We start from the raw sequence: 26,691 nt of genomic DNA, 5'->3' as shown, positions 1-26,691 counted from the left end.
AAGGTGACTCAATACGATTACATAGGTATGTTTTTAGAAGAGGCAGATGAGCATTTGCAAGCAATGAATGCAAAGTTGCTTCAACTTGAGCAGGATCCTTTTGATAAAGACGCGATTGCTGAAATCTTTCGTTCAGCCCATACGCTTAAAGGAATGTCGGCGACGATGGGCTTCAATGCCATGGCCGAGTTGACCCATTCATTAGAAAATCTTCTTGATGCCATGAGGGACGGAAACATTGAAGCTGGCGCAGGCGAAATCGATTTGCTGTTTGATGCAGTTGAATATCTTGAAGCAAGCGTCAGCCATGTACGGAATACCGGGGGAGAGTTAGAAGAAGCTAACGGGTTGCGGGATACGTTTGCACAGCTTCTCGGCCAAGAACGAAAGAGTGCCAATGAGGTTGCCGCTAGTCTCGACACAGACACACACGCCGTTATGGATCAAGCTGTACAAGACGGTGTCCCTGTCCAAGTGATCCATGTCGAAATCGATGACAATGCAGCGCTCAAAGGAGTGCGCGCTTTTATGGTTGCAAGTGAAGCCGCACAGTTTGGCGAATTGATTCATACGGAACCTAGCAGAGAGGAGCTTGAGGAAGGGAAGTTTGCCAGCGGCTTTACGCTCACGGCAGCTACGACGCTTCCAGATTCAGACATTAAAAAACGCCTAGAAGGCATCTCTGAAGTGAAACAAGTAACAGTTACCGCTTATAAGCCGCAGAAGAAGGCGGATAAGGCCAAGTCGCAAACGGCAAAAGCCCCTTCTGAAAAAGGGGCCGGTGCAAAAGGGGAGCAAGCGCAGCAGAAAACGATTCGTGTCAATGTCGAAAAGCTGGATTCGTTAATGTACTTGTTTGAAGAACTAGTTGTGGAAAAGGGCCGTCTAGAGCTAGTGGCCAATTCATTGCAAACAGATGAGCTGACAAATGTATTTGAAAAAGTAAGCCGCATTACGAGCCATTTGCAGGAAGTAATGTTGTCTGTGCGACTGATGCCATTAGAGCCAGTCTTCAGCCGTTTTCCACGGATGGTACGTAAAGTCTCAAAAGAAATCGGCAAGCAAATCCGTTTTGTAATTGAAGGGGAAACGACCGAATTAGACCGGGCCATTATTGACGAAATCGGTGATCCGCTCCTCCATTTGCTGCGCAATTCGATTGATCATGGCATTGAAGAGCCGGCAGTCCGCCAAAAAAGCGGAAAGAATCCTGAGGGGTTAATCGTGTTGCGCGCTTTTTATAGCGGCAGCCATGTTGTCATTGAAATTGAGGATGATGGCGCAGGAATTAAACAAGAAAAAGTCTTGAAAAAAGCGATTGAAAATGAATTGATTACGGCTGCAGAGGCGGAAAAAATGGCAAGTGATGAAATCAACAACCTGCTGTTTGCCCCTGGTTTTAGCACAGCCAATGAAGTGACGGATTTGTCTGGGCGTGGAGTCGGCCTTGACGTTGTCAAAAGCACGTTTTCTGCTATGGGCGGTGAAATCGCTGTTTCTTCCAAAGAGGGAGAGGGCACGCGCTTTTCCATTTCGCTCCCATTAACTGTTTCCATTATCGATGCGATGATGGTTGAACTTGGCTCAGACATTTATGCCTTTCCAATCGCGAATATTGCCGAAACCGCCTATGTGCAAAAAAGCGAGTTGAAGCAAGCAGATGGGCAAAGCTTGTTTGAATGGCGAGGGCAACTTGTTCCCCTTGTCTCATTAAATGAGCAGTTTGGCTTGCCAGAAAAGGAAGACGAGCAAGAGCTTGCCGTTCTTATGCTTTACCGCAACCAAACATTAATGGCTGTAAAAGTTGATCGCTTTATTGGCAAACAAGAAGTTGTGCTAAAGCCACTAGGTTCATTGCTGAAAGGGACAAAAGGAATCTCAGGCGGAACGATTCTTGGGGATGGCACGATTGCATTGATTGTCGACATTGCGCTGTTTTTTAACAATTAATCGCTTCAACTATGAATGAAAATAGCCTTGCTTTAGAGAAAGGGGGGAAACGATCGTGGAACATACGAAACAATTTACCGTATTTGCCGTAGGAGAGGAATGGTATGGCATTGATATTTTGCACCTTTCTTCAATAGAGCTCCTTGACGGCATTCGTATTGTCCCAAATGCGGACCCTGCCATAATGGGGGTCGTTAATATTCGCGGCTCCCTGCTGCCGGTAGTTGATCTACGTTATTTGCTATATCGAAAAAAAATGGAAGTGACCGAAGCGTGCCGCTTGCTTGTGTGTGCGGAAACACTTGGATCATTTGTCCTGGCCGTCAATGAAGCGAGCGACATTTGGGAAATCGATCTTGCTTCGATTGAAGAGCTGTCTGATGCCCCTTATAAAAAGGGGATAAGCCACGTGGAGGGGACGCTTGTAACCATTCTCGATGGGGCCCAGTTGGCAAAAGAGATTGAACATCAAGTCCAGAAACAATAAACTACTTGCTAGTTAGGCATATATGGATACGAAGAGGGCAATTAAACCGATGTTTAACTGCCCTCCTTGCAATGTTTAAAAATGGGCCAGCGTTTTACAGCGCTCAGCGTCTTTCTGCTGATGTGTGCTAATCAGTCGCTTGGCAACGTGGATGTCATGCCACATCATATACGTAAGGACTGTCCATAAACGGCGGCTATAATCGCCGTGGCCGTCCCGGTGTGCTTGCAGCATTTGCAGCAAAAAAGGCTTATGAAACACGTCTTCTGTATTGCTTGACTCGATAAGCTGCTTAGCCCAATCGTACAGTTCGTTTTTGAGCCATACGCGAATCGGCACTGGAAAACCTAATTTTTTACGGGGCACAATATTTGCCGGAATAAGGTCCTTCATGGCTTGCCGGAGCACAAATTTAGTTGTCTTATGGGAAAGTTTCATATCCTGGCCAAGCATTCTCGCAAATGCAAATACATTTTTATCGAGAAAAGGGACTCTTAATTCAATCGAATGTGCCATTGTCATTCGGTCAGCCTTCACAAGGATGTCGCCAGGAAGCCACGTATGCATATCGACAAATTGCATAATTGTCGATTCATCCATGCCTTTTGCCTGTTCGTACAGTGGCGCTGTTACATTGGTGTAAGGTTTGGTTCGATCATAGTCGCGGAACAACTGTGTTTTTTCTTTTTCAGAAAAAATAAAGGCATTGCCAATGTACCGCTCGTTGAGGGGAGTCGTTCCCCGTATAATGTAGTTTCGTCCCTTCAGCTTAGACGGCATATGGGCAACAACCCGCTTTAAGCCAGCGTGAAACGTAGGCGGCAACTTTTTGAACCAGGCAAGGTCAAGAGGTTCCCGGTAAATGTTGTACCCTCCGAACAATTCGTCAGCGCCTTCTCCTGACAAAACCACCTTTACATGTTTGCTTGCTTCTTGGGCGACGAAATAAAGGGGAACTGCTGCTGGGTCTGCAACAGGCTCGTCCATATGCCACACGATGTTAGGCAGTTCTTGAATAAATTCATCAGCAGATATGACTTTATGAATATTTTTGACGCCTAATGCTTTTGCTGTTTCTTTTGCGACGGCAATTTCGCTATAGCCCTCTGTCTCGAAACCAACCGTAAAAGTCAATAGGTTAGGGTGCACTTGTTGTGCTAAGGCAGCAATCGAAGTCGAATCAATGCCGCTTGATAAAAATGCCCCAACTGGGACATCAGAGCGCATATGTTTTTCGACAGAGTCTGTTAACAATTTTCGTGTTTGGTTGGCAAGCTCTGTGACCGTCGGCCCCGATCTAGGCTGAAAAGTCCGTTCAGCATATGCTTCAATTTGCACACAAAAGTCTGCATTGACCGTTAATGTATGTCCTGGCAGTAGCTTATGAATGCCTTTAGTCAGCGTGTTAGGTTCGGGAACAAACTGAAAGGTGGCGTAATGTTGGAGCGCTTCTTGCTCAATCGAGATTTGCTCAAGCAATGGCATGATTGATTTTTGTTCAGAGGCAAAGAAAAAACGTTCGTCTGTTTTCAGATAGTAAAACGGCTTAATGCCAAAACGGTCACGCGCACAAAACAATTCCTTTTTGTGCTTGTCCCAAATCGCAAACGCATACATTCCCCGTAATTGTTTAACCGCATTTTTGCCATCTGCTGCATAAAGAGCGAGGAGTACTTCGGTATCAGAATCGGTTCGAAATGTGTAACCGCGTTGAATTAATTGAGAACGCAGCTCGATGTAATTATATATTTCGCCATTAAAAACAATATGGTAACGCCCTTTGCTATATGCAAGGGGCTGGTCGCCGTGCTCTAAATCAATAATGCTTAAACGTTTAAATCCAAAACGGACTGTTTCATCTTTATAAGTACCGGTGCTGTCAGGGCCACGGTGATGAATTGCTTCTAGCGTTTGAATCCACAAATGATCAGGCAAATGGCTGCCATTTCGAATAAGCAGATCGCCGACAAAACCACACATAATGTTTCCTCCAGTTTTTTGGTGAACTAATCTTACTCCAATTAAATATAAAAGTCAATTTTTTGCTAAAAGGGTAACAGTCGACTAATAACGTAGGACAATGTTTCATTTTCATGGTTTAGGGTATAAACACATAAACCCAATTTTGAAGCAGGAGGGGGATTCTTATGGAAAAGCCATTTAGGCTAGACGGCGACGTGTACAGGCAATTAAGCATTATTAACCGTTTGGAATTGCGGGCCGATTTAACTGTCCAATCCCTTTATGCGAAAGCGGTGTTGGAATATTCCTTGTACCACTTTAGAGAACAACATTTAAAAGAACAAATTGATCAGGCGTTGGAGCAACGTGACGAACAGGCATTTTATTCACTAACAGAAGCATTAAACGACCACAGGGACCGCTATAAAGGCGGGCGTACACTGCATGAAAATGGCTTCAGGCTCCATCTGACGTTCCAGTAGCGAAAGACGGAGCAGGTGCGGGAACGGCTCTAGTACAGGCAAGCGAGACTGCGGTGAACTGCTTATTCCCTTGTGAAAAGCCCATTTTCTAATGAGACCGTTGTACATTAGCTAAAAAAGAATGAAAAGGCTTCAGGTCAGTCTGAGCGAGGTTGCCAACTATTTCGGCAACCTCAAGCAGGTAGGCCGTTTTTTTATGCCTTTTATAAAAAAAATTGTCGAACAAATGCAGAGAATTGTCGAACAAAATAGATTGTTAGATTCTATCCCTTTTAGTATCATAAATTTGTCATAATAATATGTTAAATTATGACATAATAAGGAAAATGAAAGAAGGGATGAGGATGAAACAATCAATACAAAAGTCTGTTTCCTTGCTTCTCGTGTTTTTGCTTGTGTTTAGCAGCATGCCGTTGCAAGCCATTGCTGAACAAAGCAAGCAGCCTTCTGAGGCAGGGGAAGCGGAAATTGGAGACCCTCATGAAGAGGCGGGAGAAGAGGAAACTGATGAAGAAGACGAAGAGACACCTCTTCTTTATGAGAACATCGAGCCTGATTTTCTAGCAGGCGAACATTCAGTTTATGAAGATTCTGAATGGGAGGAAGAGGATGACCCTGCACCCCTAGAGGAAGTAACAGAAGAGCGGACGGAAAATACAAAACTTTTCATAAACGACGATGGCACGTATACGCAAGAAGTGTATTTCGAGCCGATCCATACGCTTGATGAACAGTCAGGGGAATGGCAAGACATTTCAAGCGATTTGGAACAGGGGTCGTCGGGAGAAATTGCCACTGAAAATACAGACCTCACCTCCAACTTCAAGTCAACAATGGAAGACGGAGAATATGCGTCTTATACCCGGCATGGTCATACACTTACATTTTCGCTGCTAACCGCAGAAGATGAAAACGGTGAACAAATTGTGGCCAGAGATCAACAGGCTGTTTTTGGCGAAAATGAGATTACCTACTCCAATGTTTTTCCTGATATTGATTTACGCCATTTTACCTTTAACCAAAGTACAAAAGAAGATCTTGTCTTACAAACGTACAATGGAGTTCATATTTTCAACTATAAGATTGAGACTGAATTAGATGCTCAAGAAAACGAAGATGGTTCGATCACGTTTAGTGACGAAAACGGAGAAGCAGCTTTTGAGCTGCCTAAACCATTTATGGCTGACTCCAATTATGACGATGCCAAAGGAGAAACAGCAGAATCAGACGCCGTGTCCTACAAACTGGAAGCGATTGATGGCGGTTACGAGCTGACGATTGACGCAGACAAAGACTGGCTCGCAGACGAGGAACGCGTGTACCCGGTTTATATTGACCCAACAACTTCTGTCAATGTGAGCGCTGATGCGTTTGTAATGAGCGCTTATCCGACGACCAATTATAGCTCCGCCAGCAGCAAGTGGGATTCATCGCAGAATGCCCATGTATTGAAAGTCGGCAAATACGATAGCACAACAGGGACGACCTATGGTTTTTTAAAACAAAGCATCGATCCAGTCAAACATATGACGGTGACGAAAGCAACATTGAATGTCCATGTTATTCACCACTACTATGGCGATAACCCCAATGGGCTATGGCTTGATACAGTGAACAGCGATTGGCAGCCAGGATCACTTAACTGGAACAATAAACCGGGATCGACCAATATTGGCAAAGTCGATGTCGGCCGTAATAAACCGGCTAGCTTTGATGTGACAAGCACAGTCAAAGCATGGCTAGATGGCTCGAAAAAGAACTTTGGCTTTAAATTGCATACAAACGGAAATGGCAAAGAGTATTGGAAAAAAGTGATTTCGACCACAAATACATCAAAGAAACCATACTTGAGCATCACTTATACGATTCCAGCGCCAGCTGCCCCTACGTCGAAAACATATACAAACGGCGATGGCACCGGCCATGTTAACTTAAGTTGGAAAAAAATGCCTGGGGCAACGGGCTATAAAGTGTGGGTATATAACGGTAAGGACTATCAAGGATTTGACGTTGGCAATGTGACAAGCTGGTCGACGGAAGGGAAAAAGCTTTGGCCGACGGCAAGCGATATTGCTGCTGGGAAATTTAAGCTATACACAAATGGCAAAGGAGCGGAGTTGGCCGTTGACCCCTCTCCCGTTTACAAAAACTCAGGCGGCAATTTTCCAAACAGCAAAAATTACTGGTTCCGTGTCAGCGCCGTATACGGACAAGGCGAGAGCGCGATGTCGGCTGAGCATAAGCCAACCATTCCAAATTTGAAAAAACCGGACAGGCCAACGGCTAAAAGCTACAGTAACGGTAACGGCACTGGCTACATTGATTTAAATTGGCCAGCGGTCAGCGGTGCCAGCGGCTACAAGCTATATATGTATAACGGCAAAAATTATGAAAGTATTGACGTCGGCAATGTGACTTCCTACACTACGAAAGGAAAGAAAGTGTGGCCGACGGCAGCGGAAATCAAAGCTGGCAAATTCAACTTGCATCTATCAGACAACGCAGGAGCAGAATTGCCGATCGACCCATCGCCTGTTTATAAAAATTCTGGCGGGAACTATCCAAACGCCAAAGATTTTAATTTTAAAATCCAAGCATACAACAAGCATGGCGAAACAGTACGGTCTGCCAGCGCGCTTCCTTATATTCCCGACCTGGCTAAACCAAAAGCGCCAAACGGCGTTGCTTACACGAACATGAAGTCAGAAAACACTGGTTACATCATGCTCGATTGGGAAGAAATTGAGAACGCATCTGGCTATAAAGTGTGGATTTCCAATGGAAAGACGTACACCAGTTTTGATGTTGGCGATACAACGCACTGGACGACGCAAGGAAAAGGGATTTGGCCAACGGCGGCGGATATTGCCGCGGGAAAATCGGCGCTTTATACGAACGGCAAAGGGAATGAATTGGCTGTTGACCCATCGCCTGTTTACAAAAATGCCGGCGGCAATGCCAGCGCGAAAACGTATTTTATTCGACTGACGGCTTATAACAAGGACGGCGAAACGATCCAATCGCCAGACTTTAAACCGTCGATTAGCCAACCAACTGAACTTTTCGGCGAGGAAGACTACTGGTCGATTTTGACAGTCCCTTATGGCAAAGTCAATGCAGCGACGGGCAATTTAATTGTCTCAGAAGACGATTTGTCGATTGACGGGCGCGGCCCTGGACTTGGCTTCACCCGCACTTACAATAGCTTGGCGCCAACGAGCGGCATGTTTGGCTATGGCTGGCATGCAGACAGCGAAATGACGTTAAAGCAATCGGGCAACCAAGCGCTGTTTGTCGATGACGACGGTACGCTCCATGTCTTTACGAAACAAGGAGACGGCACGTACAAGCCGCCTACAGGCGTGTATTTAGAGTTAGAAGAGACAAGCGACGCCCTGATTTTAACGACAAAAGAGCAAACGAAAGCGCATTTTTCCAAGACGACAGGCAAGCTCGTAAAGCTGGTCGACGGTCATAACAATGAAACAACGTATACGTACGAGGAAAACCGCTTAAAAGCGATAGAGGATGCGTCAGGCCGGCAAGTGAGCTTTGACTACAATGCCGATGGAACGGTAAAAACGGCCCATGCGCCTGGTTCCCGTAAGCTTGTTTACCGCTATGACAAAGGCCGCCTTGTCAGCTATAGTGACTTCGACGGCGCCGTCACTACGTATGAATACGATGAAAGCGGAAAGCTTACAGCCGTCTATGAGCCAACGCACACAGACGAAAAACCAGTCGTCAACCGCTTTCTTTACAACGGCGACATGCTAAAAGAAGCAATCAACCCACGCAATGAAGCATATACACTTTCGTATGACTTGCAAAAGCGGCAATTGTTGTTCACGCAGCCGAACAATCGCAAATTATCGTATACGTATAATGCAGCGGGCAATCCGATCCGCTATGTCGAAGATGTCGATGGCCTTAAACTGACAACCGAATTCAAGTACGAAGGCAATAACTTGACGGAAACGACGGACCCGAATGACGTCGGCAGCGGCAAGCCAACCGAGTCGTTCCAGTACGACAAAGACGGCAATATTGTGAAAGCAGTGGACGATTACGGGACAGAGACGTATACCTATAACGATAACCATGATGTCATTTCCATGGTGGACACAGAAGGCGACGAAGTCACGATCGCTTATGATGGGCTTGACCCGGTATCGGAAACCGACCAAAGCGGCAAAACGGCATCGGCATCGAAATATGCCAAAAATGGAAACTTGACCGAAGAAAGCTATGAATTGGCCACTGCCGCAAATGTGCTGGCCAATGGGCAATTTGAAAATGGCACAACAAGTTGGACGCGGATCGACAAAGGTGCGAATGGTGCATTCGGAACGGATAAACAATCACCAGGTAAACTAGCCGGGCCTCATTCGTTGAAAATGACGCTTCAGTCCCAATCAACAGGCACTGTTTATCAAGCGGCGACACAAGTGGTCGAGGCCCTTCCAAATGTGTCGTACACATTTAGCTCGCTCATTAAAACCGATACAAGCGGTGCCCGGGCATTTCTCAATGTCGAAATCCTCGATTCCACTGGCAAGCGAATCAAGTGGGTAGACAACCGCTACAGCCATTTATCGGGAAAACAAGAGTGGGTGGAGCGTCAGCTGACCTTTACAACGCCAGCCAATACGGCGAAAATTCGTGTCTACTTGGAGCTGGAAAGCACGAAGCCTGATGGAACAGGGACTGCTTGGTTTGACCAGGCCCAGCTTGAGCGGGCTGAAGTCTCGTCAAGCTTTAACCCGATCGCCAATTCCAGCTTTTTAAACGGAGCGACAGGGTGGAGCGGCTCTGGCGGCACGATTGACAACGATGGCTTTGACGATGGAAAATCCTTGAAGATCACGAAAACGGCAAGCCAAGGGGCAAGCGAATACAAACAAACGGTGACGCTCAACCAAGCAGCCAGCGAAGCGCCAATCGATGTTACCCTTACCGGTTTATCAAAAGCCGATAACGTTAAGTCAAGCAACTATGGCCTAAAAGCGAAAGTGTATTACACGGACGGATCGACAGCCGACTTTGGCCCAGCCACATTCCCAGAAGGCACGCAGGATTGGAACCGGGCGAATCTGAAGATCACGAAAAGCAAACCGATTACGAAAATCGATGTGTCATTCTTTTTCCAAGGCAGTGGCACCGCTTGGTTTGATGACATCCGTCTGCTGGAAGGGTCGGTCGTCAAAAAGCAAACGTACGACGATAAAGGCAACTACGTTACCAAAGTCGAAGACGAGCTAGGCTATGTAACGACAAGCGTTTATGACGATTACGGCAATGAGATCGAATCAACCGATGCCCTTGGGAAAAAGAAGTACTACACGTATGATCTTGCCAACCAGCTGAAGCAGCTAAAACTAGACAACGGCACGACGATTTCGTATACGTACGATAAAAACGGCAACATGCTGTCAAAATCGATTGCTCCCCCTTCTGGCCAAGCGCAAACATTCACGTATGAATACGACGCTGCCGGAAAATTGATGAAAACGGTTGGCCCGTTAGGCGATGTCGTTTCCAACCAATACGATGCCAACAGCAATCTCACCAAAACGACGACAGCAAACGGCCATACAACAGAAATGACGTATGACGGCACCGACCGGATGGCGACGAAAAGCTATAATGGCGAGCTCGCATACCGCTTTACGTATGACAAAAACGGCAACGAGCTGACGGTGAAAGACGTAAAAGCAGGGCAAACAAAAACACGGACATTCGACAAAAAAGACCGGATGGTTACGCTCACTGACCGTGGCGGCAAGCAAGAATGGACCTACTCGGATACGTCCGACAAGCTCAACCAATTTACGTTGACGCACGGCTCATTCACACAAACAAACACATACGAATACAACAAAAAAGACGAAAATATCCGTATGAAAGACGGCGACGCCACGTACCATTTTGATTACGATGAAAAAGGAAACATCAAAACGTACACGTCCGGCAACGGCACAGGCGCCTCCTTTACGTACGACCCCCGTGGTCTTGTCACAACGCTGTCCGTCGGCACGACAAACGGCCCAGCGCTGCTTGAAGAATTCATGGCATATGACGCCAATGGCAACCGGACAGAAATCAAAGACCGCACAGGCAAAGCAATCACATACACGTACGGGCCGCTCGACCAACTCACAAGCGAAACGCTCCGTGACGGCACGAAAACCGAATTTGCCTACGACGGTTTTGGCAACCGTATTTCCGTCAAAACGACAAAAAATGGGCAAACAACGGAGACAAAGGCAACGTACAACGTATATAATCAACTTACAAGTTACGGCAGCGAAACGCTGACATACGACGAAAGCGGCAACCGCCTCACAGACGGCGCTTACACGTATACATGGGACGCGGCAGACCAAATCACAGCGATTACGAAAACAGGTGAAAACAAACCGTTTGTCACCTACCGCTACGACGAAGACGGCCGCCGCATCGAAAAAACGGTCGGCACCACTGTCACCAACTACCATTACGACGGCGACAGCTTAAACGTCCTCTACGAAACAAACGGCACCGGAGCAGTCACAAAATCGTATACGTATTCCGAGTCCGGCCAGCTCGTGGCGATGAAAAAGGGCAATGCCAAATACTATTACCATTACAACGCCCACGGCGATGTGATTGCCCTCACCGACAAAGACGGCAAGCGCCTCGCCACATACGAATACGACGCCTGGGGCAACCCGCTGAACGTCGAAGAAGCAGACGAAGTCAAAGACAACCCGTACCGCTACGCCGGCTACCAATACGACCACGAAACCGGCATGTACTACTTGATGGCGCGTTACTACGAACCAAAACACGGCGTGTTCTTATCGCTAGACCCAGATCCAGGCGATGACGACGACATCCTCACGCAAAACGGCTACAGCTATGCGAACAACAACCCGGTGATGTTGGTTGATCCGGATGGGCATTGGGTGTGGGCCGCTGTAGGCGGAGTGATTGGAGGAATTTCATCCTATAAAGCCGCGAAAGCGAAAGGGGCTAAAGGGTGGAAGTTGTTTGGTGCAACGGCTGGAGGAGCAGCGTTGGGCGCTATTGGTGGGGGAAAGATAAAAGCTATTGGTAAGTTTATTGGAAAAAGCAAGCTTGGGCAGAAAGTACCCTACAGAATTACGAGTCAATATAAGAGAAGTGGTAGTCTCATAAGTGTTGTAAAAAGATCAGGAAAGAATAAAGGGAGAAAATTTGGATTAGACTATCATAAATTTCGAGAAAACAAAAGAGAGTCAACTCGAAAAATTCTTCATGTACACTTTGGAAAAGGGAAAAAAATACAAAAGCACCGTGTAATTTACCCAAGACGAAGTAAAATAAAATGGAAGTGAAAAAGAGTAGGTTAGAGAGAATTCTTTCTCTGACCTACTCAGTTTTGAAAGGGGATTTTAATGGGTGATAATGAACCAGAAGTATTTGAATTAGAGTCACTAGACAGTGCACCAAAAGAAAAGGTTGAAATAATACATATGCAGCACATGTATTATTTCAGCTTTCATAATTGTGGAGAATTAATGGAGCTACTAGAACGACATTGTGAGGTTGAGATCCTCGTATGTATTGATTTATCTGTTATTATGAAGGATGAGTTTATAAGGATTGTTGCAGACAATCATGACTACCATTTTTTTAAGCAGCAAAAACGTCAATTGCAGTATGTTCAAGTTCGATTAGAGAAAGAAATGATTAAAGAAAGTGAATCTTTTTTTGAATTTATAGATGTTCTTGCAGGAATGAATGATTTCATTTTTATTGTAATTAATCCGAAAGGTGAATTACCTCATTATTTATTGAATGATAAAGTGAGAGTAGATACAAGTAAGGACGAAAAAATATATGTATTCGATTACGATGGTGCTGGTGCTTTTATTTTCTCTTAATTCTTTTTACGAATTTTGGTACATCTAAGAGTAAGTAGAACATAGCATTCGCATTAAAAAGTTTAAGATAGAAGTAGAGACTTTAATGAAGAAGAGATTAAAGCCCGCACGAAAGTGTGGGCATTTTCTAATGTACTACTTTATCCAGACCCAGGCGATGACGACGACATCCTCACGCAAAACGGCTACAGCTATGCGAACAACAACCCGGTGATGTTGGTGGATCCGGATGGGCATTGGGTGTGGCTAGCGGTTAATGCTGGTTTTGCTATATACGATGGCTATAAAGCGTACAAAGCCGGAAAGGGCTGGAAAGGGGTTGTCTGGGCAGCCGCATCGAACTTCGGGCCAGGGAAAGTGTTTAAGGGCGCGAAGAAGGTACTGGGGTTTGCGAAAAGATCTAGCAAAATCAAAGGACATACAAAGCATGGAATTCACCAATCTATAGGAAGAAATGGTGGAAGAGGAGTAAACGCCAGAGCTAAACTCGACGCTGTTAGAAATGCTAAAAAAGTAATTAAGCAAAGCAATGGAGCGACAAAATATGTTGGTAAAAAAGCAACTGTAGTTTTGGATAAAAGAGGTAGAGTAATAACTGCCTTTGGAAGTTCTAGAGCAAAGGGGTCTAAACAAGTATTTCATAAGCACGGAAAAGGAAGCCGGGCGAAACGAAGATAAATTTGTTATGAAAGGGGAGATTGTATGGCTAGGATTAAAGATAAATTAATAAAGTTAGAACTTGTTCCAAGGAAATATTTTGATTTTGAAGAGGACCCATTTATCCTATCGTACTTTGAACTTTGTTTAAATAATAAAGTTATATTCAGAGATTTTTCGGCTTTACTACTTAAGAGTGAATATGAACTTTTTTTAAATCAACTTGAGTTAATTTTATTAGGAACACAAAGCAGCACTTCCTTTGAAACGATTGAACCTTTATTAAATGTTAATATACAGCGGATTCAAGATCAGCTGATAGAGAATATTCAAATCGTAGTTGATGTATGCAGAGAAAATGAAAACGAGAACGATGGTCACGTTATAAACGTTAATGAAACTACATTAAGAAAATTCATGGATGAACTGAAACAGGAGTTGAAAATGACAAAAAAACCTTCAAAGTTGCCTTAAATAAAGAGTGATGCACCATATTCCTATAGCTTGACCCCGCCCACGGCGATGTAATCGCTCTTTGAGAAAAATATAATCTGTGTTGCGAAGGATAAGGTACATGATGAAAAAGCACTTTAAAGGTCTAACAGAGGAATCTTTAGACAACTTGTCTAATGATAAGGACCATATCATACAGTTTAGTAACAATAGAACCCCTCTTAGATTTACTAACGAGTAGTGCTATTAATGAAATTTGGGTAGCTATTGAATCAGATGATTATATGCCGGATTGGTTATTGGAAACAATCCAATCTTATCAACACAAGCTATTCAAAGAAAACGGAATAGAAGAAGAGTTTTTTCAAGTGAATTTGGAGAATAAACAGATCAAAAATAACGTTAAGTTTTTCGATTTTGTAAAGGCTATTGTGGAAATAAATGATTTTGGTTTCATTGTCTTTAACCCGAAAAAAGAATTACCTAATTATTTTCGTAATGGTAAAGTGATGGTCGACACAAAAAAATGGTGAGAGCTATATCATTTTTGATTATGATGCTTACGGGGTGTTTATCCTATGTTAATGAAAGAAATTTTTTGTCGCCAACGCATTACGTAACAAGGTTTAAAAACAGAGAACTAAGCTTGTTTATTATTAATGTTGAAAGGATTTTGGGGCGGCTCCTTTTTACCGTCTGCCCTCATACTTAGGCGTTGGCAAAGTAGTTCAATCAGTTAGTTGCTTTCTTTTTGGGTATATGTAATGGTAGAAGAAAGTTGAGGCGATTTTAACGAAAAGGAGCAATTGTTTGTGGCGAAAAAACCGATTCAATGTGAAAACGAGTATGGCCTCCTAAAGGAAGTTGTTGTCTGCGAACCGACGTTTATGGCAATTGAGGAGGCGATTAATAGAACGCAACGGAAATACATGGATGAAAATATTAATAGGGACATAGCGAGCCAACAACATCAAGCGCTCGTTACAGCTATGGAGAAAGAAGGCATTCGTGTTTATTCCGTGCCAGCACACGACCATTTGCCGGAGCAAGTGTTTATGCGGGACAGTGGTTTTGTCATCGGAACGTCCTTGTATGTAGCCAGTTTGGACAGAGAGATTCGCAAAGGCGAGGAAAGGGTGCTTGGCGAGTATTTGACCAAAATCGGCAAACCGTTTGCAAAAGCAAGTGCAGGCACAGTGGAAGGCGGAGACGTGGTCCTCGCCAATGATGAAGTGTACATAGGGGCAAGTGGACGCACAAATAAAGAAGGCATTGAGGAGCTGCGCCGTCTACATCCTGAAAAAAGAATCGAAATGGTTTCACTAGATCCAGACTACTTGCATTTGGATTGTGTGTTTCAGCCCGTTTCTGAGACGCAGGCGCTCATTTACCGTGAGGCCCTTTCTAAAAAAGCGGTCGACATGCTTGCACAGCGTTTTTCGTTAATTGACGTGCCAAAAGAGGAACAGTTCCATTTAGGCGTGAATGTCCTCTCAATTGGAAACAAGCGGGTGATTGCACTGCCCATGAATGAAAACACCAATGCCCAGTTGCAAGCGCACGGGTTTACGATTATTGAAGTCGACTTCTCCGAAATTATTAAGTCTGGCGGTTCGTTCCGCTGCGTGACGATGCCGTTAGTTCGCTCGAATTAACGTATAAATCTGCGTCTTCTGGTTATATTACGACAGAATGATAGGAGGCGCGTTTTAGCAGATGGAGCGAAATAAACGGTTAGCCGCTGAACGAGCAAGGCTTGCATCTGGCGGTGGGACAAAAAAACAGCAAGCTCAGAAACAAGCTGGAAAACAAACCGCAAGAGAACGGATTGGCATGTTACTAGACCGTGAGAGCTTTACTGAGCATCTTGCTTTTGCCAGCGGATCTGGGGGTGAGGCAGGCGATGGCGTCATTGTCGGTTATGGGACAATCTCCGGTCGCCTTGTATGTGTCTATGCACAGGATTTCACGGTCAGCGGCGGGTCGCTTGGGGCGATGCATGCCAAAAAAATATGTGCGATTATGGACTTGGCCTACGACATGCAAGCACCGCTCATTGCCCTGATCGATTCAGGAGGGGCCAGAATCCAAGAAGGGGCAAAAGCGCTTGCTGGCTACGGAGACATTTTTAAGCGAAATGTTCGCTATTCAGGCGCCATCCCCCAGCTTTCAGTTATGCTAGGGCCATGTGCAGGCGGGGCCGTCTACTCTCCGGCGTTGACTGATGCAATCTTTATGGTCGACCAAATGAGCCAAATGGTGATTACTGGCCCAAAGGTGCTTAAAGCAGCGACAGGGGCAGAAGTGAAAATGGAAGACTTAGGCGGTGCCCGCATGCATTCTGAAAAAAGTGGCGTTGCCCACTTTTGCGCAAAAACAGAAGCGGAGTTATTCGTGCTTGTTCGCCAGTTTTTAAGTTATCTCCCTAATAACGGAGCGAAAAAGCCATGCCATAAGCGTGTGAGTGAGAAAGTCAGCGCCCATTTGCCCCGCGATAGTAAAACCGTGTATGATATGGTGCCGATTATTTGCGGACTTGCTGATGAAAATTCTTTTTTTGAATGGTCGAAACGGTATGCCCGCAACTTGATTACCGCCTTTATTCGCCTAGATGGCCAGCCTGTAGGTGTTGTCGCCAATAATCCGAAGCATCTTGCGGGCTGCATTGACATGGACGCTAGTGATAAGTGTGCCCGTTTTGTCCGGTTTTGCGATTGTTTCCACATTCCTTTGCTCGTTCTTGAAGATGTCAGTGGCTTTATTCCAGGTGTGGAGCAGGAGAGCCGCGGATTGATTCGCCATGGCGCTAAAATCATTTATGCCTTTGCCGAAGCAACCGTGCCAAAAATCACTGTGATTGTGCGAAAAGCATATGGTGGCGCCTATGTGGCTTTAAATAGCAAAGCTTTAGGGGCCGATTTTGTTTATGCCTGGCCTGGAGCTGAAATTGCAGTAATGGGCCCAGCAGGGGCGGCGGCGGTCCTTCATCAAAAAGACATCCAGGCGAGCAATGACCCGGCCAAAGCGCTTTTACAATTTGAAGAAAACTATAGGGAAAAGGTCGCTGATCCCTTTTCGGCGGCAAAAGAAGCGCTGATTGACGATGTGATTGAGCCTGACGAGACGAGGCAACGATTAATTGAGTCATTTTCGATTTTAGCGTGCAAAGATGAACGTGCTAATTGGCAAAAAAAGCATGGCAACATGCCGTTATAATTGATGCTTTTTCACTCGCTCAGTATGTGATACGATACGATAGAAGCGTTATTTATTGTATGAAAGCGAGTCGTTGCCAATGGTTGTCCTTTCTGAAGGCTGGGTCCAGTTTTTATTGGCTATCAGTTGCGTTCTGCTGCTCGTTATTAGCTTGTTGGCCGTTTTTTCTTGGTTGAAGCGAAAGAAAGGCATAACAAAGGCGAAAGAACAAGCAGGCGCTTTTTTAGTATTTGTCACAGTGCTGTTAATTTATTTTGCATTGTCGCTTGCCCTCCCCCGCGCGTATGTTTCTGATGTACTCATTGGGCCAAAGACAGCAAAACAGGTCGAAGACAATGGAGTTCGGTACTTGAGTTTATCAACGATTTACAAAGTTCACGGAATTGAAACAGGAGCAGTGATCCGAGAAGCACAGGGGAAGACCGTACATATTTTGATAAACGAATATGAGCCAATTTATGCATTTGCCAAAGCGAACGAGGAAGTTGTCCGAAATGACCAGTCAATTGACGTAGCGGCTTATATCGATCAAGTCGCCGTCCCTGAGCTTGAAAAGCTAGACAACGAGGAGATTACGTTAACACAGTTGCGGGAACGTCTCCCTCATCTCCAATTTGATTTCCAATAAATGCGTTCTGCTTGCTTTGCGAGCAAACTGGCCAGTAAACTAGTAGAGGAGGTGGCGCAATATGGCCCGTAGTGAAGACGGTATCGTTCAATTGTCAACAGAAGAAATGAAGTCCTTTTTGATCAATAAAGCGGACGAGCCCATTATTATTGACGTCCGCGAAGTAGAGGAATACGAGAATGGCCACCTGCCAGGTGTACCACTCATTCCCATGAATGAAATCCCTAGTATGGTTGCTGGAATGGACCAATCAAAAAGTTATGTATTTGTGTGCCGTAGTGGCAGAAGAAGCCAAAACACTGCTTTGTATTTAAGAGAACAGGGATTTTCGAACGTCCGAAATTATGAAGGCGGAATGTTAGCTTGGGATGGAGAGCTTGAATATGGCCAGGAATGGGTCGTAAAGGACGTAGAAGAACTTTACAAATAAGGTGCGAAAAAGGCCTCTCCTGCACGACAAGAGGCCTTTTTAGGTTTATCTCTCCTCTTTTAGGGAAGACATAAGAGTAAGAAGATCATTCTATATAAAAGGGGATGGAAGACATGAAAGCCAAACAAACGACACTTGCGCTTGGAATTGCGGCCGCTGCTGGAATGGCTGTTGTTTGCTTAAAAGACGGAAACCGCAGGCAGCAAATGAAAAACAAAATGCAAGCGATGTTAGCCAAATGGAAGGGACAAAAAACGATGGCGAATGAAAATGTGTTTAAGCTCGGCAACCCTAAGCCATCGTCAGCAGACAGCAAAATGGTCGATGAAGGTTCCTTGTATAGCATTAAGCGCTACAACGAAAAATACCAAGAAGGCGTTTAAGTGCAGTCGGCACCGACTTAGAACGGAGCTCATTATCCTGTGCTGACAAAACGTGTTCGTTGAGCCATGGACGTTGTTGCCATCGCCTAGACGGATAAAAAGCGCTTGTCGGGCGAGGAAGATGCAAGTCGAATGGGTGTTCATGAGCAGTGGTTTTCCTGCTTAAACGACACTTTGTTTACAGTCTGAAGCTGCCTAAAAGGGCAGCTTCTTTTACCAAGGGAGGAAGGGAACCAATGTTTTTAATTGAAGAACGGGAGATCGGCTCTGTACCGCTATTACATATTACAAGCAATAACGGCCCTGCGAAAAAGCCAGCGCTTCTTTTCTATCATGGAATCACAAGTGCAAAAGAGCATAACTTACATATTGCCTATACGTTTGCAAAGAAAGGGTTTCGCGTTCTTTTGCCTGATGCCCTTCACCATGGTGAGCGGGAAAAAAGCGTCGTTGGGGAGAAACGCTATTTATCCTTTTGGGATATTGTTTTGCAATCGATTCACGAAGTCCCTACTATCGCCGAGCCTTTTTTGCAAGAAGGATTGATCGATGAGAACCGGATAGCGATTGGTGGCACGTCCATGGGGGCGATTACTGCTTACGGCGCATTGGCAGCTTATCCATGGCTTTGTTCAGGTTGTTGTTTCATGGGCGCCCCCCAATATATGACATTTTCGAAAGCGATGTTTGAAAAGCTGGAACAACACGGAGTGGAAGTGAAAGAAGCGCAGAAAGAAGCTGTGCTAGCAAAGATCCGCCCGTTTGACTTGACGGCTGACATCGAACGATTAAATGGGCGTCCTTTGTTTATCTGGCATGGAAAGCAAGATGACACAGTGCCTTTTATGTATGCGGAACAATTTGCCAATCGGTTGTTCAATGCTTATCAAGGCAAAACAGACCGCTTTCAGTTTATTGCAGAGGAAGGCGCCGGCCATAAAATTTCTAGAAAGGCAATGCTTGCGGCCGCAGAGTTTCTCCCGCAAGCAATAGGGAGTTCTCATGTTTCTCGTACAACATAATCTTTTTAGGGAAGCTGGAAAAATTTTCATTGTTCTTGTCGGTTCATTGCTGCTTGCTTGTTCGTTAAACTTATTTTTAATTCCCGCTGACGTGTTTGCCAGCGGTTTTACGGGCGTAGCCCAGCTTCTTTCTTATATTCTTCCTTTATCAACAGGGACGTTGCTCTTGCTTTTAAACATTCCAGTTGCCATTTTAGGTTGGCTTAAAGTTGGAAAAAGCTTTACAGTGTACAGTTTTGCTAGTGTTGCCATGACGACGCTTTTTCTTGAGCTGATTCCTGTCCATGCTTTATCGTCGGATATTATGCTTAATGCGGTCTTTGGGGGCGTGATCGGCGCAACAGGCGCAGGCTTGCTTCTTAAATGGGGCGCTTCATCTGGCGGGCTAGACATCATTGCCCTTGTGCTGGCCCGGTATACGGATCGACCAGTCGGCAGCTTTTTCTTCCTCCTCAATTCCATTATTGTCGTTGCTTCCGGGCTATTGCTTGATCCTGAAAAAGCGTTATTTACATTAATATCCATATACGTCACTTCTCGCTTTATTGATGCGATTCATACACGTTACGTGAAGCTGACAGCCATGGTTGTCACCAAAAAGCCTGATTTATTAAATAAGGCGATTCATGAACGGCTGACGAGGGGAATTACCCGAATTCCTGCAAAAGGCGGGTACACGTTTGAGGAAAAGGAAATGCTTGTCATTGTCATCACTCGCTATGAATTGTATGATTTAAAGAACATCATCGAAGAAGTCGATCCGGAAGCCTTTACGAATATTGTCGAGACAGCCAGTATCTTTGGCTTGTTCCGCAAAGATTAGGGAGGATTTTTGATGAAAAAGTGGAATGTGCTTATAGCGCTTAGTTTCGTATTGGTGCTCTGCGCATGCGGCGGACAGCCAGAAGAAGAAAATCCGGAAATTCCGGCGGGAGGAGATGCCTCAGTGAGCACTGACTGGACGTTTGACGTTCGTGCAAAGCAATCAGGCGAGATGTTGGAAGTTGAAATGGATGTCATAAACCAATCGGATGAGCAGCAAACACTTGTCTTTCCATCGTCACAAGAATACGAGCTTGTGCTTAAGAATGAGGAAGGGGAAGAGGTTTTCCGTTATTCAGAAAACCATATGTTTGCCCAAGTCATCGTTGAGCGTCAATTTGAACCAGGAGAACAAATTGAGTTGCAAAAGGAACGGATTCCAGTTGGCGATTTACCATCTGGCCATTATACATTAACAGCTGAGTTAGCTGTATCAAAAGAAACAATTGAAGCGCAAGGAGACGATAATCCGTTTGTACAAACAGTAGAAGTGGAAATCGAATAAGCGCACTAGACGCCTAAAGGGGTAGCTTTTGCTACCCCTTTAGGCGTTTTTCACTTTCTGCTTTCAAGGCTTCTATGAATGTTTGCCATTCCGGTCTCCCTTGTTCAGCAGGTAGCGAATCGATGTAGTTTTCATTCTGAATTTGTGTTTTTTCGGTGTTCCAAAAATGCTCAAACGGTGGTTTCATTCGCTGCTCCTTTCTGTATGGCTGAGTTGAATAAGGGAAAGCAATTCATCATCATTTAATTCTGTTAAAAACGCAGGCGTTTGCAGAACCCCCTCAGCAAGCGCTTTTTTCCCATTGATGAGCTGATCAATTCGTTCTTCGACAGTGCCAGCCGTCAGCAGTTTGTATACTTGGACAGGCTTTGTCTGACCGATCCGGTAAGCACGGTCTGTTGCTTGGTTTTCAACAGCTGGGTTCCACCACCGGTCGTAGTGAATCACGTTTGTTGCTTTTGTTAAGTTTAAGCCGACGCCTCCTGCTTTCAACGACAAGACAAATGCGGCTGCATGGGGGTCGTGTTGAAATTGGTCAATGGCCATACGCCGTTGGCTACGGGAGAGGCCACCGTGTAAAAAGGGCACAGGCACCCCATAGCGAGCTTGCAATTCGTGGCTAATCAACTTGCCCATCTCTTTATACTGCGTAAAAATCAAGACACTCTCGCCTTTTGAGAAAATGCTAGCGACAATGTCGAGGAAAGCATCCCATTTCCCTGATTGATGCCCCGCTATATCCCCGTCTTTATAAAATTGAGCAGGATGGTTGCAAATTTGTTTCATGCGCGTAATGGCGCGCAAGATCATTGCTTTCCGTTCCAAATGAGCGACTGTGGCGAGGCGTTCTGACACATCTTCCACTACTGCTTGGTAAAGGGCAGCTTGTTCCAGGGAAAGGGGGACAGACTCGGTCGTTTCCCGCTTGTTTGGCAGTTGTAGTCCAGTAGCAGGGTCATTTTTCGTACGGCGCAACAAAAACGGGCGTATTAACGTTTGCAACGCTTGTTGTTTCGTTTCATCATGGTCTCGCTCAATCGGGCGTATATAGGCTTTGTGAAAGCCGGCAAATGAGCCGAGCAATGATGGATTGAGCAAGTCCATCAATGACCACAATTCTTGAAGCCGGTTTTCAATTGGCGTTCCTGTTAAAGCAATGCGGTGTGTAGCTGACAGTTGGCGGATCGCTTGCCGCTGTTTTGTGTTTTTGTTTTTTATATGTTGAGCTTCATCCAAAATCAGGCCATTCCAGTGGACACTTTTGAAAAAGCGAGCATCCCTTAACGCGAGAGCATATGAAGTTAGAACGAGATCTGCTTCGGCCAGCCTCGCGTCTCCTTCTTCGAGGCGATCTTGGCCGTGATGGATAAACACCTTTAAGCTCGGCGCAAATCTTTTACATTCATCGGCCCAGTTGTAAAGCAGCGAAGTTGGGCAGATGAGGAGGAATGGCGTTGTTTGTTGCTCTGTTTGCTGTTCTTGGACATATAACATATAGGCGATTGTTTGAATTGACTTGCCTAAGCCCATATCGTCAGCTAAACAGCCGCCAAAGCCAACTTTGCGCAAATGGAAAAGCCAGTCAAGCCCTTGTTTTTGGTAAGGCCTCAACGTGCCTTTTAAGGCGGAAGGCATTGTAACCGGCTCAGGCTGCTGTTTATAGAGCGCGGTCAGCCTCTCTTCCAGCTCGTCTGTCCATTCTAGCTGGAATGGAACAGTGGAAAGAGCTTCGGGGACATCTTGTGTTTTCGTGATTTTCCAAGCATCTAAATAAGTAAAACGGCTATTGATATCTTCGAGATAGGCTTTAAGTTGTTTCGCTAACGTTGGATCCCAAGCTAGCCACTGGCCGTTTACATAAAGAAATGGTTTGTTTTCTTGTACATATTGATCAAACGTTTCCTCTGTAACTGCTTGCCCACCAATGGAGACTGTGTATTGGAAGTTCGCTAAATCTTGCCAGTTTAAAACGGGGTCTGCCCCATTTTGTGCGGTTTGGTGATCGCCAATTAGGCGAACGCTTAATGGACTTCGCTCTTTAAGCCATTTTGGCACAATCAATTGAATGCCCATTTCAGCGAGTTGCCTGTCGTAAGTGGTAAACAGCTGATACGCCTCTTCAGCACTCATCGTCTTTGTAGGAGCTCCAAGCGACAGGCCTGCTAATAGCGGAATGTGATTCGATATAAGCAATACATCGCTTTTTAACCGTGAGACAGGGTTTGTCCGCCAAGGATGACTGCCAGCCATCAGCTGTTCCATGCCTACTAATGTTTCTGGACGGTTACGATCAGCTACAGATAAAGAGACAGACCAGCTTTCCTTTGGAGACGGCGGATCGTGTAAAACAAGAGCTGTTTGAAACGGCTCCGCCTTTTTTAGGCCCAGCTGTTCTGCAAACAATGTGCTTGGCGGTGAAACTGTCTTCGAGCGTCCTGTTTCCAATGAATGCAAAAAAGGCACCATTTCCTGCGGCACGGCTTGTTTCCAAGCAGTGAAGGCAGCAGAGACGTTGTCAGCAGAAAGGAGGGAGCGTACGGCCTCATCAATAAGCGTTTTCAGCAATGTAGTTGCATGGTGCTCGATTTCGTCGCTTTGCCTATCACTGTTGGCCATTTGACTTGAGCGCAAAGAGAGAGCTGCTTTAGGCAGACTGGCAAAACAGTCTTCAAACCAAGCATCATTGATTGTTAATTTCCATAACCCGTCTTGCCCTGGCACGACAAGGCCTGCTCGTATAAATCCATAAATGCTTTCTACAATGGCAAGCCATGCTGAAAAGTCCGCCCCTAAGTGAAGCGGTTCTTTCTGTTTCCATGTCTGAAAAACAGGGAAATAAGCGATAAATTGTTTTATGGATAACGTGATTCCTTCAACTGGAAATGGGAAGGCGTCCCACCCTTCATTCGCTTGGTAAATCGTTGCCTCCCCCGCAGGTGACTGAAACAGGCGATTGTGGAGTGGGGCGTCTAGTAAAGCACGATCTGTCTCAATAAATGTGCCGTAAAAGGAATCAGGGTCTTCTTGAAAAAGAAGCAGTTTCAATTCAAATGGTGGAACCAAAAAAGGATAAATAAACCCATTTTGTCCAGTTCCTTTTCCTTGCGGTTGTTCGCCCCATAGAAAAAAACGACTGTCAATCCAGCCACCATGGATCCAAATGCTACTGCTTTTCAAGATGATTCAACTCCTCAATGAATGCCCTGTACGTTTTGTACACTTTTTTCAATTTCCCGATATACTCCCTGTAACGCACATGTTGGCCAAGCACCCGATACAATTCTTTTAAGCCAATGACATATTCAGCTGCTGCCACATAATGTTTTCTAGACCGTTTTTCCACCAGCCTGACGACAAATTGGTGATAAACAGGAAGAGCCAGTTCCGGACGGTTCGTTGCAAGCGCCTCAAGGAGCTCGATTTTTGGCGGTTGCAATGACAATGGGTTTTTTTCATACAACAAAAAATAATCCCGCGCTTGATCAAAATAGCGGTAACGGTTTAAAAGCTGTACGTAAACGATTCGCGTGGCCTCGTTATAAAGTCGTTCTTCCAGCTTAGGCAATAGGTACGCAAGGACAGATGATACTTGCTCTTGTCCCATTGCGGCTACAAGCTGTTCAAACCGTGTAAACATCGGAGCCTGGAGCCAGCGGTCCCACGTTCCGTAATGAACAGAAGTGGCTGGCTGCAAAGCAGTTTCAGACTCATCCGCATACCGCTGAAGCGAACCAAGGTGGCTTTTCTGATCCGGGAATAATTGGCTTAGCCAATGCTGAATTTGCCGATGGCGCCCCCGTTTGGCCAGGAGCATAAAGTGGTCCTCTACATCGTAAGTAGCGAGGTTGTTTGTCGCCACTAAAAACTGCAATGCTTGCAATTCCTTGCCAATAAACAAATAAAAATAGCTGGCCGCTAAGCGAACTTGTTTTGCCGCACCGTCAAAGGACGCTTTTGCAAAGGACTGCTCAATCGCTTCAAGAGAAGCCGCAGAAAAAACAGGCAAGCTGGCTTGCAACAGTTTTGGCCATGGGGACTGATCTTCTTTCAAGCTAGCTTTAAGTTGTTTGACGATCTCTTTCCCATATAGACGTTCTTCTTTGGTGGCGCTAAGTTGTTTCAAGTAGGTGAGCAAATAACTATGAATGGATTCGAAAAAGTGCTCTAAGCGCCGTTCGCACGCTTCCCAGCGCCCTTCTGTCTGCGCCTCGGCATAGATTGTCTTGATAAACAACATATAGCCGCGCCAATGGGGTTCAACAGTGGCTTCGACGCTTCGCTTTGCTTCAAGGGCAAGCACTTCTAAATGGGCAGGTGAAAAATACCTTGAAGAAACAAGCTTCCGGTATGTTGCTGAAAGCGTAGGGCCAAGTTGCATAGCAAGTGAATCTCGAAGATGTTGATTCACGCTGTCACCTCATTCACAAAAACAGTATCCCTTTATTTTACTTCTTTTGGCGGAGAAAAAAAAGTGGTGCTGCAAATGAGCGAGGGTAGAGGCACGAAAAAGGCTTGTCCACGTTCAATTTTGCCCCCGTAAAAAAGCAAGCACGTTGGTTGGTGCTTGCAAAAAGCGGCTACTTGTTTAAGAGCTGCTCAATTTGCGTTCGGCGGTTTACAAGTTTTTTTAACCGCTGTTTGTGGGTGGAAATACGGGGGGCATCTTTTGCTTCTATCGCTTCAAACAACTCCATTAACACATAGTCGATTTCCAAGTTTAGCATATTATAAAGCGTACGCGGGCCGAGCGCTTTGCCATCATCTTTGTATTGAACCATCGAACCGTTTTTATTCATCATGATTTTCTCACTCCCGTCAATTTCAATCATGGATTCAACATCCCCGCCATTATAAGACGTAATATAGAGTGGTCCTTTGCTGGTTCGTTTGACAATCCCATTTCCTTTTTCTGATTGCAATAGGTTTTCCAAGGCATCTGAAAGCACATCATCATACACATACAACACTTTTGCTTGCATCGTTAAAAATTCCTCATTGCGGATGAAGGGAAGTTCGTGTGTCAATTCCCCAAGCTCTACTGTCAAATAAATCGTTTTGGCGTCATAACGCCAGAAAAGTGCATAGTGCTGGCCCATCATGCGTTTAATAAATTGATGGAGGGCCGTTTTGGACAGATTGATTGAAAGTTCTTGAAATTCAATTGGCGTAAAGGAATCACGCATGATTCAAGCACTCCTTTTTCGACCTCAGGGCATCTTTTCGAGATTGCTTTATCCTATGTAAAAAAGCGAAAAAAAAGAAGCAAAACGCCCAGGTTCGAAAAAAATAGGCGTTTTGCTCCGCTTTAGAAGCGAAAGCTGTACCGCTTCGATACAACGTCGTAAAAGCCGAGAGAGTTGTATAATGCTTTTGTCGCTTCATTATTCATGCCAGTTTCTAATTCAATGCCTTTGATTTTGTGTTGCTCCGCCCAATAAATAATGCGCAGCAATAGTTTTTTAGCAATACCTTGGTTCCGGTACGCTTCTTCGACATACAATTCATTCAGCCAAATGTACTTTCCGCCTTTTTGAAAGCTTGTCAACGTGTTAAAAAAGGCAAATGCCACTGCTTTCCCTTCTAGTCTTGCGATAAAAAAATAGACGTGTGAGTCAGGGTGCAACGCTTCCTCCAAAATTTTTTCGATTTGTGACAATGCTTTTTTACCGGCAATCGCATGGAGCTGTTTTTCAAACAGGCTAGTCAACTCCCGCTTCGTTGTCTCTGTAGTTGTGTCTGAAGTTAATTCCAAAATTTCAATCATGCCTCATCCCCTCCCGGCAACAA

At 45.2% G+C, this 26,691-nt stretch carries 21 protein-coding genes and 1 pseudogene; 16 read left to right on the top strand and 6 right to left on the bottom strand.

Annotated features, from left to right (window positions below; genetic code table 11):
- The first annotated feature begins 3 nt into the window (after positions 1–3).
- Both BUC05_RS09475 and BUC05_RS09470 read left to right on the top strand, forming a co-directional pair.
- Positions 4–1,950 (top strand): chemotaxis protein CheA, encoded by a 1,947-nt coding sequence (locus tag BUC05_RS09475; RefSeq protein ID WP_142237541.1) that lies wholly within the window; start codon positions 4–6, stop codon positions 1,948–1,950.
- 55 nt (positions 1,951–2,005) lie between these two features.
- A complete protein-coding gene (locus BUC05_RS09470) occupies positions 2,006–2,437 on the top strand; it encodes a chemotaxis protein CheW (RefSeq protein ID WP_035201787.1) in 432 nt (143 codons plus the stop codon).
- Between the two features lie 75 nt (positions 2,438–2,512).
- Here BUC05_RS09470 and asnB read toward each other — a convergent pair whose 3' ends face one another.
- Complete coding sequence (gene asnB / locus BUC05_RS09465; RefSeq protein ID WP_035201785.1) at positions 2,513–4,417, bottom strand: asparagine synthase (glutamine-hydrolyzing); 1,905 nt, start codon at positions 4,415–4,417, stop codon at positions 2,513–2,515.
- A gap of 167 nt (positions 4,418–4,584) precedes the next feature.
- On the opposite strand from asnB, the gene BUC05_RS09460 reads away from it, so the two are divergent.
- The 14 genes and pseudogenes from BUC05_RS09460 to BUC05_RS09395 all read left to right on the top strand — a co-directional run bounded on the left by BUC05_RS09460 (position 4,585) and on the right by BUC05_RS09395 (position 20,904).
- Entirely contained in the window at positions 4,585–4,881 is a 297-nt protein-coding gene (locus tag BUC05_RS09460; RefSeq protein ID WP_035201783.1) for an IDEAL domain-containing protein, read from the top strand.
- A gap of 344 nt (positions 4,882–5,225) precedes the next feature.
- On the top strand, positions 5,226–12,239 hold the full coding sequence (locus tag BUC05_RS09455) for a DNRLRE domain-containing protein (protein WP_051881105.1): 7,014 nt from the start codon (positions 5,226–5,228) through the stop codon (positions 12,237–12,239).
- 60 nt (positions 12,240–12,299) lie between these two features.
- Positions 12,300–12,788 carry a hypothetical protein gene (locus BUC05_RS09450; RefSeq protein WP_011247420.1) on the top strand — a complete coding sequence of 163 codons (489 nt, stop codon included), beginning with the start codon at positions 12,300–12,302 and terminating at the stop codon, positions 12,786–12,788.
- Between the two features lie 138 nt (positions 12,789–12,926).
- Positions 12,927–13,466 (top strand): annotated as a pseudogene (locus tag BUC05_RS09445) (hypothetical protein); the annotation flags it as partial.
- Between the two features lie 24 nt (positions 13,467–13,490).
- Positions 13,491–13,919, top strand: coding sequence for a WapI family immunity protein (locus BUC05_RS09440; protein ID WP_011247418.1), 429 nt, complete (start codon positions 13,491–13,493; stop codon positions 13,917–13,919).
- Between the two features lie 263 nt (positions 13,920–14,182).
- A complete protein-coding gene (locus tag BUC05_RS09435; RefSeq protein ID WP_142237540.1) occupies positions 14,183–14,431 on the top strand; it encodes a hypothetical protein in 249 nt (82 codons plus the stop codon).
- Between the two features lie 279 nt (positions 14,432–14,710).
- Positions 14,711–15,553: a dimethylarginine dimethylaminohydrolase family protein gene (locus BUC05_RS09430; protein ID WP_011247416.1), complete on the top strand. Its 843-nt coding sequence runs from the start codon at positions 14,711–14,713 to the stop codon at positions 15,551–15,553.
- A 61-nt stretch (positions 15,554–15,614) separates the two neighbouring features.
- Complete coding sequence (locus BUC05_RS09425) at positions 15,615–17,114, top strand: acyl-CoA carboxylase subunit beta (RefSeq protein WP_011247415.1); 1,500 nt, start codon at positions 15,615–15,617, stop codon at positions 17,112–17,114.
- A gap of 55 nt (positions 17,115–17,169) precedes the next feature.
- Complete coding sequence (locus tag BUC05_RS09420) at positions 17,170–17,742, top strand: hypothetical protein (RefSeq protein WP_011247414.1); 573 nt, start codon at positions 17,170–17,172, stop codon at positions 17,740–17,742.
- A gap of 61 nt (positions 17,743–17,803) precedes the next feature.
- Complete coding sequence (locus BUC05_RS09415) at positions 17,804–18,172, top strand: rhodanese-like domain-containing protein (protein WP_011247413.1); 369 nt, start codon at positions 17,804–17,806, stop codon at positions 18,170–18,172.
- A 113-nt stretch (positions 18,173–18,285) separates the two neighbouring features.
- A complete protein-coding gene (locus BUC05_RS09410) occupies positions 18,286–18,555 on the top strand; it encodes a hypothetical protein (RefSeq protein ID WP_011247412.1) in 270 nt (89 codons plus the stop codon).
- A 236-nt stretch (positions 18,556–18,791) separates the two neighbouring features.
- Entirely contained in the window at positions 18,792–19,577 is a 786-nt protein-coding gene (gene yjfP, locus BUC05_RS09405) for an esterase (RefSeq protein ID WP_035201776.1), read from the top strand.
- Positions 19,558–20,400 carry a YitT family protein gene (locus BUC05_RS09400; RefSeq protein ID WP_011247410.1) on the top strand — a complete coding sequence of 281 codons (843 nt, stop codon included), beginning with the start codon at positions 19,558–19,560 and terminating at the stop codon, positions 20,398–20,400. The genes yjfP and BUC05_RS09400 overlap by 20 nt, the downstream gene beginning before the upstream one ends.
- A 12-nt stretch (positions 20,401–20,412) precedes the next feature.
- The gene (locus BUC05_RS09395) at positions 20,413–20,904 is read left to right on the top strand and encodes a BsuPI-related putative proteinase inhibitor (RefSeq protein WP_011247409.1); all 492 of its coding nucleotides are present in this window, start codon (positions 20,413–20,415) and stop codon (positions 20,902–20,904) included.
- A 31-nt stretch (positions 20,905–20,935) separates the two neighbouring features.
- Here the strand turns inward: BUC05_RS09395 and BUC05_RS21470 are convergent, their stop codons facing one another.
- From BUC05_RS21470 to BUC05_RS09375, 5 genes are all read right to left on the bottom strand, one after another.
- The gene (locus BUC05_RS21470) at positions 20,936–21,091 is read right to left on the bottom strand and encodes a hypothetical protein (RefSeq protein ID WP_011247408.1); all 156 of its coding nucleotides are present in this window, start codon (positions 21,089–21,091) and stop codon (positions 20,936–20,938) included.
- On the bottom strand, positions 21,088–24,081 hold the full coding sequence (locus BUC05_RS09390; protein ID WP_035201775.1) for a DEAD/DEAH box helicase: 2,994 nt from the start codon (positions 24,079–24,081) through the stop codon (positions 21,088–21,090). Before BUC05_RS09390 ends, BUC05_RS21470 begins: the two co-directional genes overlap by 4 nt.
- Positions 24,068–25,312 carry a hypothetical protein gene (locus BUC05_RS09385; protein WP_073304664.1) on the bottom strand — a complete coding sequence of 415 codons (1,245 nt, stop codon included), beginning with the start codon at positions 25,310–25,312 and terminating at the stop codon, positions 24,068–24,070. The genes BUC05_RS09390 and BUC05_RS09385 overlap by 14 nt, the downstream gene beginning before the upstream one ends.
- A 169-nt stretch (positions 25,313–25,481) precedes the next feature.
- Complete coding sequence (locus BUC05_RS09380; protein WP_011247405.1) at positions 25,482–26,087, bottom strand: hypothetical protein; 606 nt, start codon at positions 26,085–26,087, stop codon at positions 25,482–25,484.
- Between the two features lie 122 nt (positions 26,088–26,209).
- Positions 26,210–26,668, bottom strand: a complete 459-nt coding sequence (locus tag BUC05_RS09375) for a GNAT family N-acetyltransferase (protein WP_011247404.1) — start codon at positions 26,666–26,668, stop codon at positions 26,210–26,212.
- Between the last annotated feature and the right edge of the window lie 23 nt (positions 26,669–26,691).

This window comes from Shouchella rhizosphaerae, from assembly GCF_900142675.1.
Classification (GTDB): Bacteria; Bacillota; Bacilli; order Bacillales; family Bacillaceae_D; genus Shouchella; species Shouchella rhizosphaerae.
The sequence above is the reverse complement of the archived record's forward strand: the minus strand, read 5'-3'. Positions and strand labels throughout refer to the sequence as shown.

Excerpts from the sequence above, each read along its gene's own strand:
- BUC05_RS09455 (WP_051881105.1), top strand. The coding sequence starts at position 5,226 with ATGAAACAATCAATACAAAAGTCTGTTTCCTTGCTTCTCGTGTTTTTG.
- BUC05_RS09400 (WP_011247410.1), top strand. The coding sequence starts at position 19,558 with ATGTTTCTCGTACAACATAATCTTTTTAGGGAAGCTGGAAAAATTTTC.
- BUC05_RS09440 (WP_011247418.1), top strand. The coding sequence starts at position 13,491 with ATGGCTAGGATTAAAGATAAATTAATAAAGTTAGAACTTGTTCCAAGG.
- BUC05_RS09410 (WP_011247412.1), top strand. The coding sequence starts at position 18,286 with ATGAAAGCCAAACAAACGACACTTGCGCTTGGAATTGCGGCCGCTGCT.
- BUC05_RS09460 (WP_035201783.1), top strand. The coding sequence starts at position 4,585 with ATGGAAAAGCCATTTAGGCTAGACGGCGACGTGTACAGGCAATTAAGC.
- yjfP (WP_035201776.1), top strand. The coding sequence starts at position 18,792 with ATGTTTTTAATTGAAGAACGGGAGATCGGCTCTGTACCGCTATTACAT.
- asnB (WP_035201785.1), bottom strand. The coding sequence starts at position 4,417 with ATGTGTGGTTTTGTCGGCGATCTGCTTATTCGAAATGGCAGCCATTTG.
- BUC05_RS09435 (WP_142237540.1), top strand. The coding sequence starts at position 14,183 with ATGCCGGATTGGTTATTGGAAACAATCCAATCTTATCAACACAAGCTA.
- BUC05_RS21470 (WP_011247408.1), bottom strand. The coding sequence starts at position 21,091 with ATGAAACCACCGTTTGAGCATTTTTGGAACACCGAAAAAACACAAATT.
- BUC05_RS09380 (WP_011247405.1), bottom strand. The coding sequence starts at position 26,087 with ATGCGTGATTCCTTTACGCCAATTGAATTTCAAGAACTTTCAATCAAT.
- BUC05_RS09395 (WP_011247409.1), top strand. The coding sequence starts at position 20,413 with ATGAAAAAGTGGAATGTGCTTATAGCGCTTAGTTTCGTATTGGTGCTC.
- BUC05_RS09415 (WP_011247413.1), top strand. The coding sequence starts at position 17,804 with ATGGCCCGTAGTGAAGACGGTATCGTTCAATTGTCAACAGAAGAAATG.
- BUC05_RS09425 (WP_011247415.1), top strand. The coding sequence starts at position 15,615 with ATGGAGCGAAATAAACGGTTAGCCGCTGAACGAGCAAGGCTTGCATCT.
- BUC05_RS09450 (WP_011247420.1), top strand. The coding sequence starts at position 12,300 with ATGGGTGATAATGAACCAGAAGTATTTGAATTAGAGTCACTAGACAGT.
- BUC05_RS09375 (WP_011247404.1), bottom strand. The coding sequence starts at position 26,668 with ATGATTGAAATTTTGGAATTAACTTCAGACACAACTACAGAGACAACG.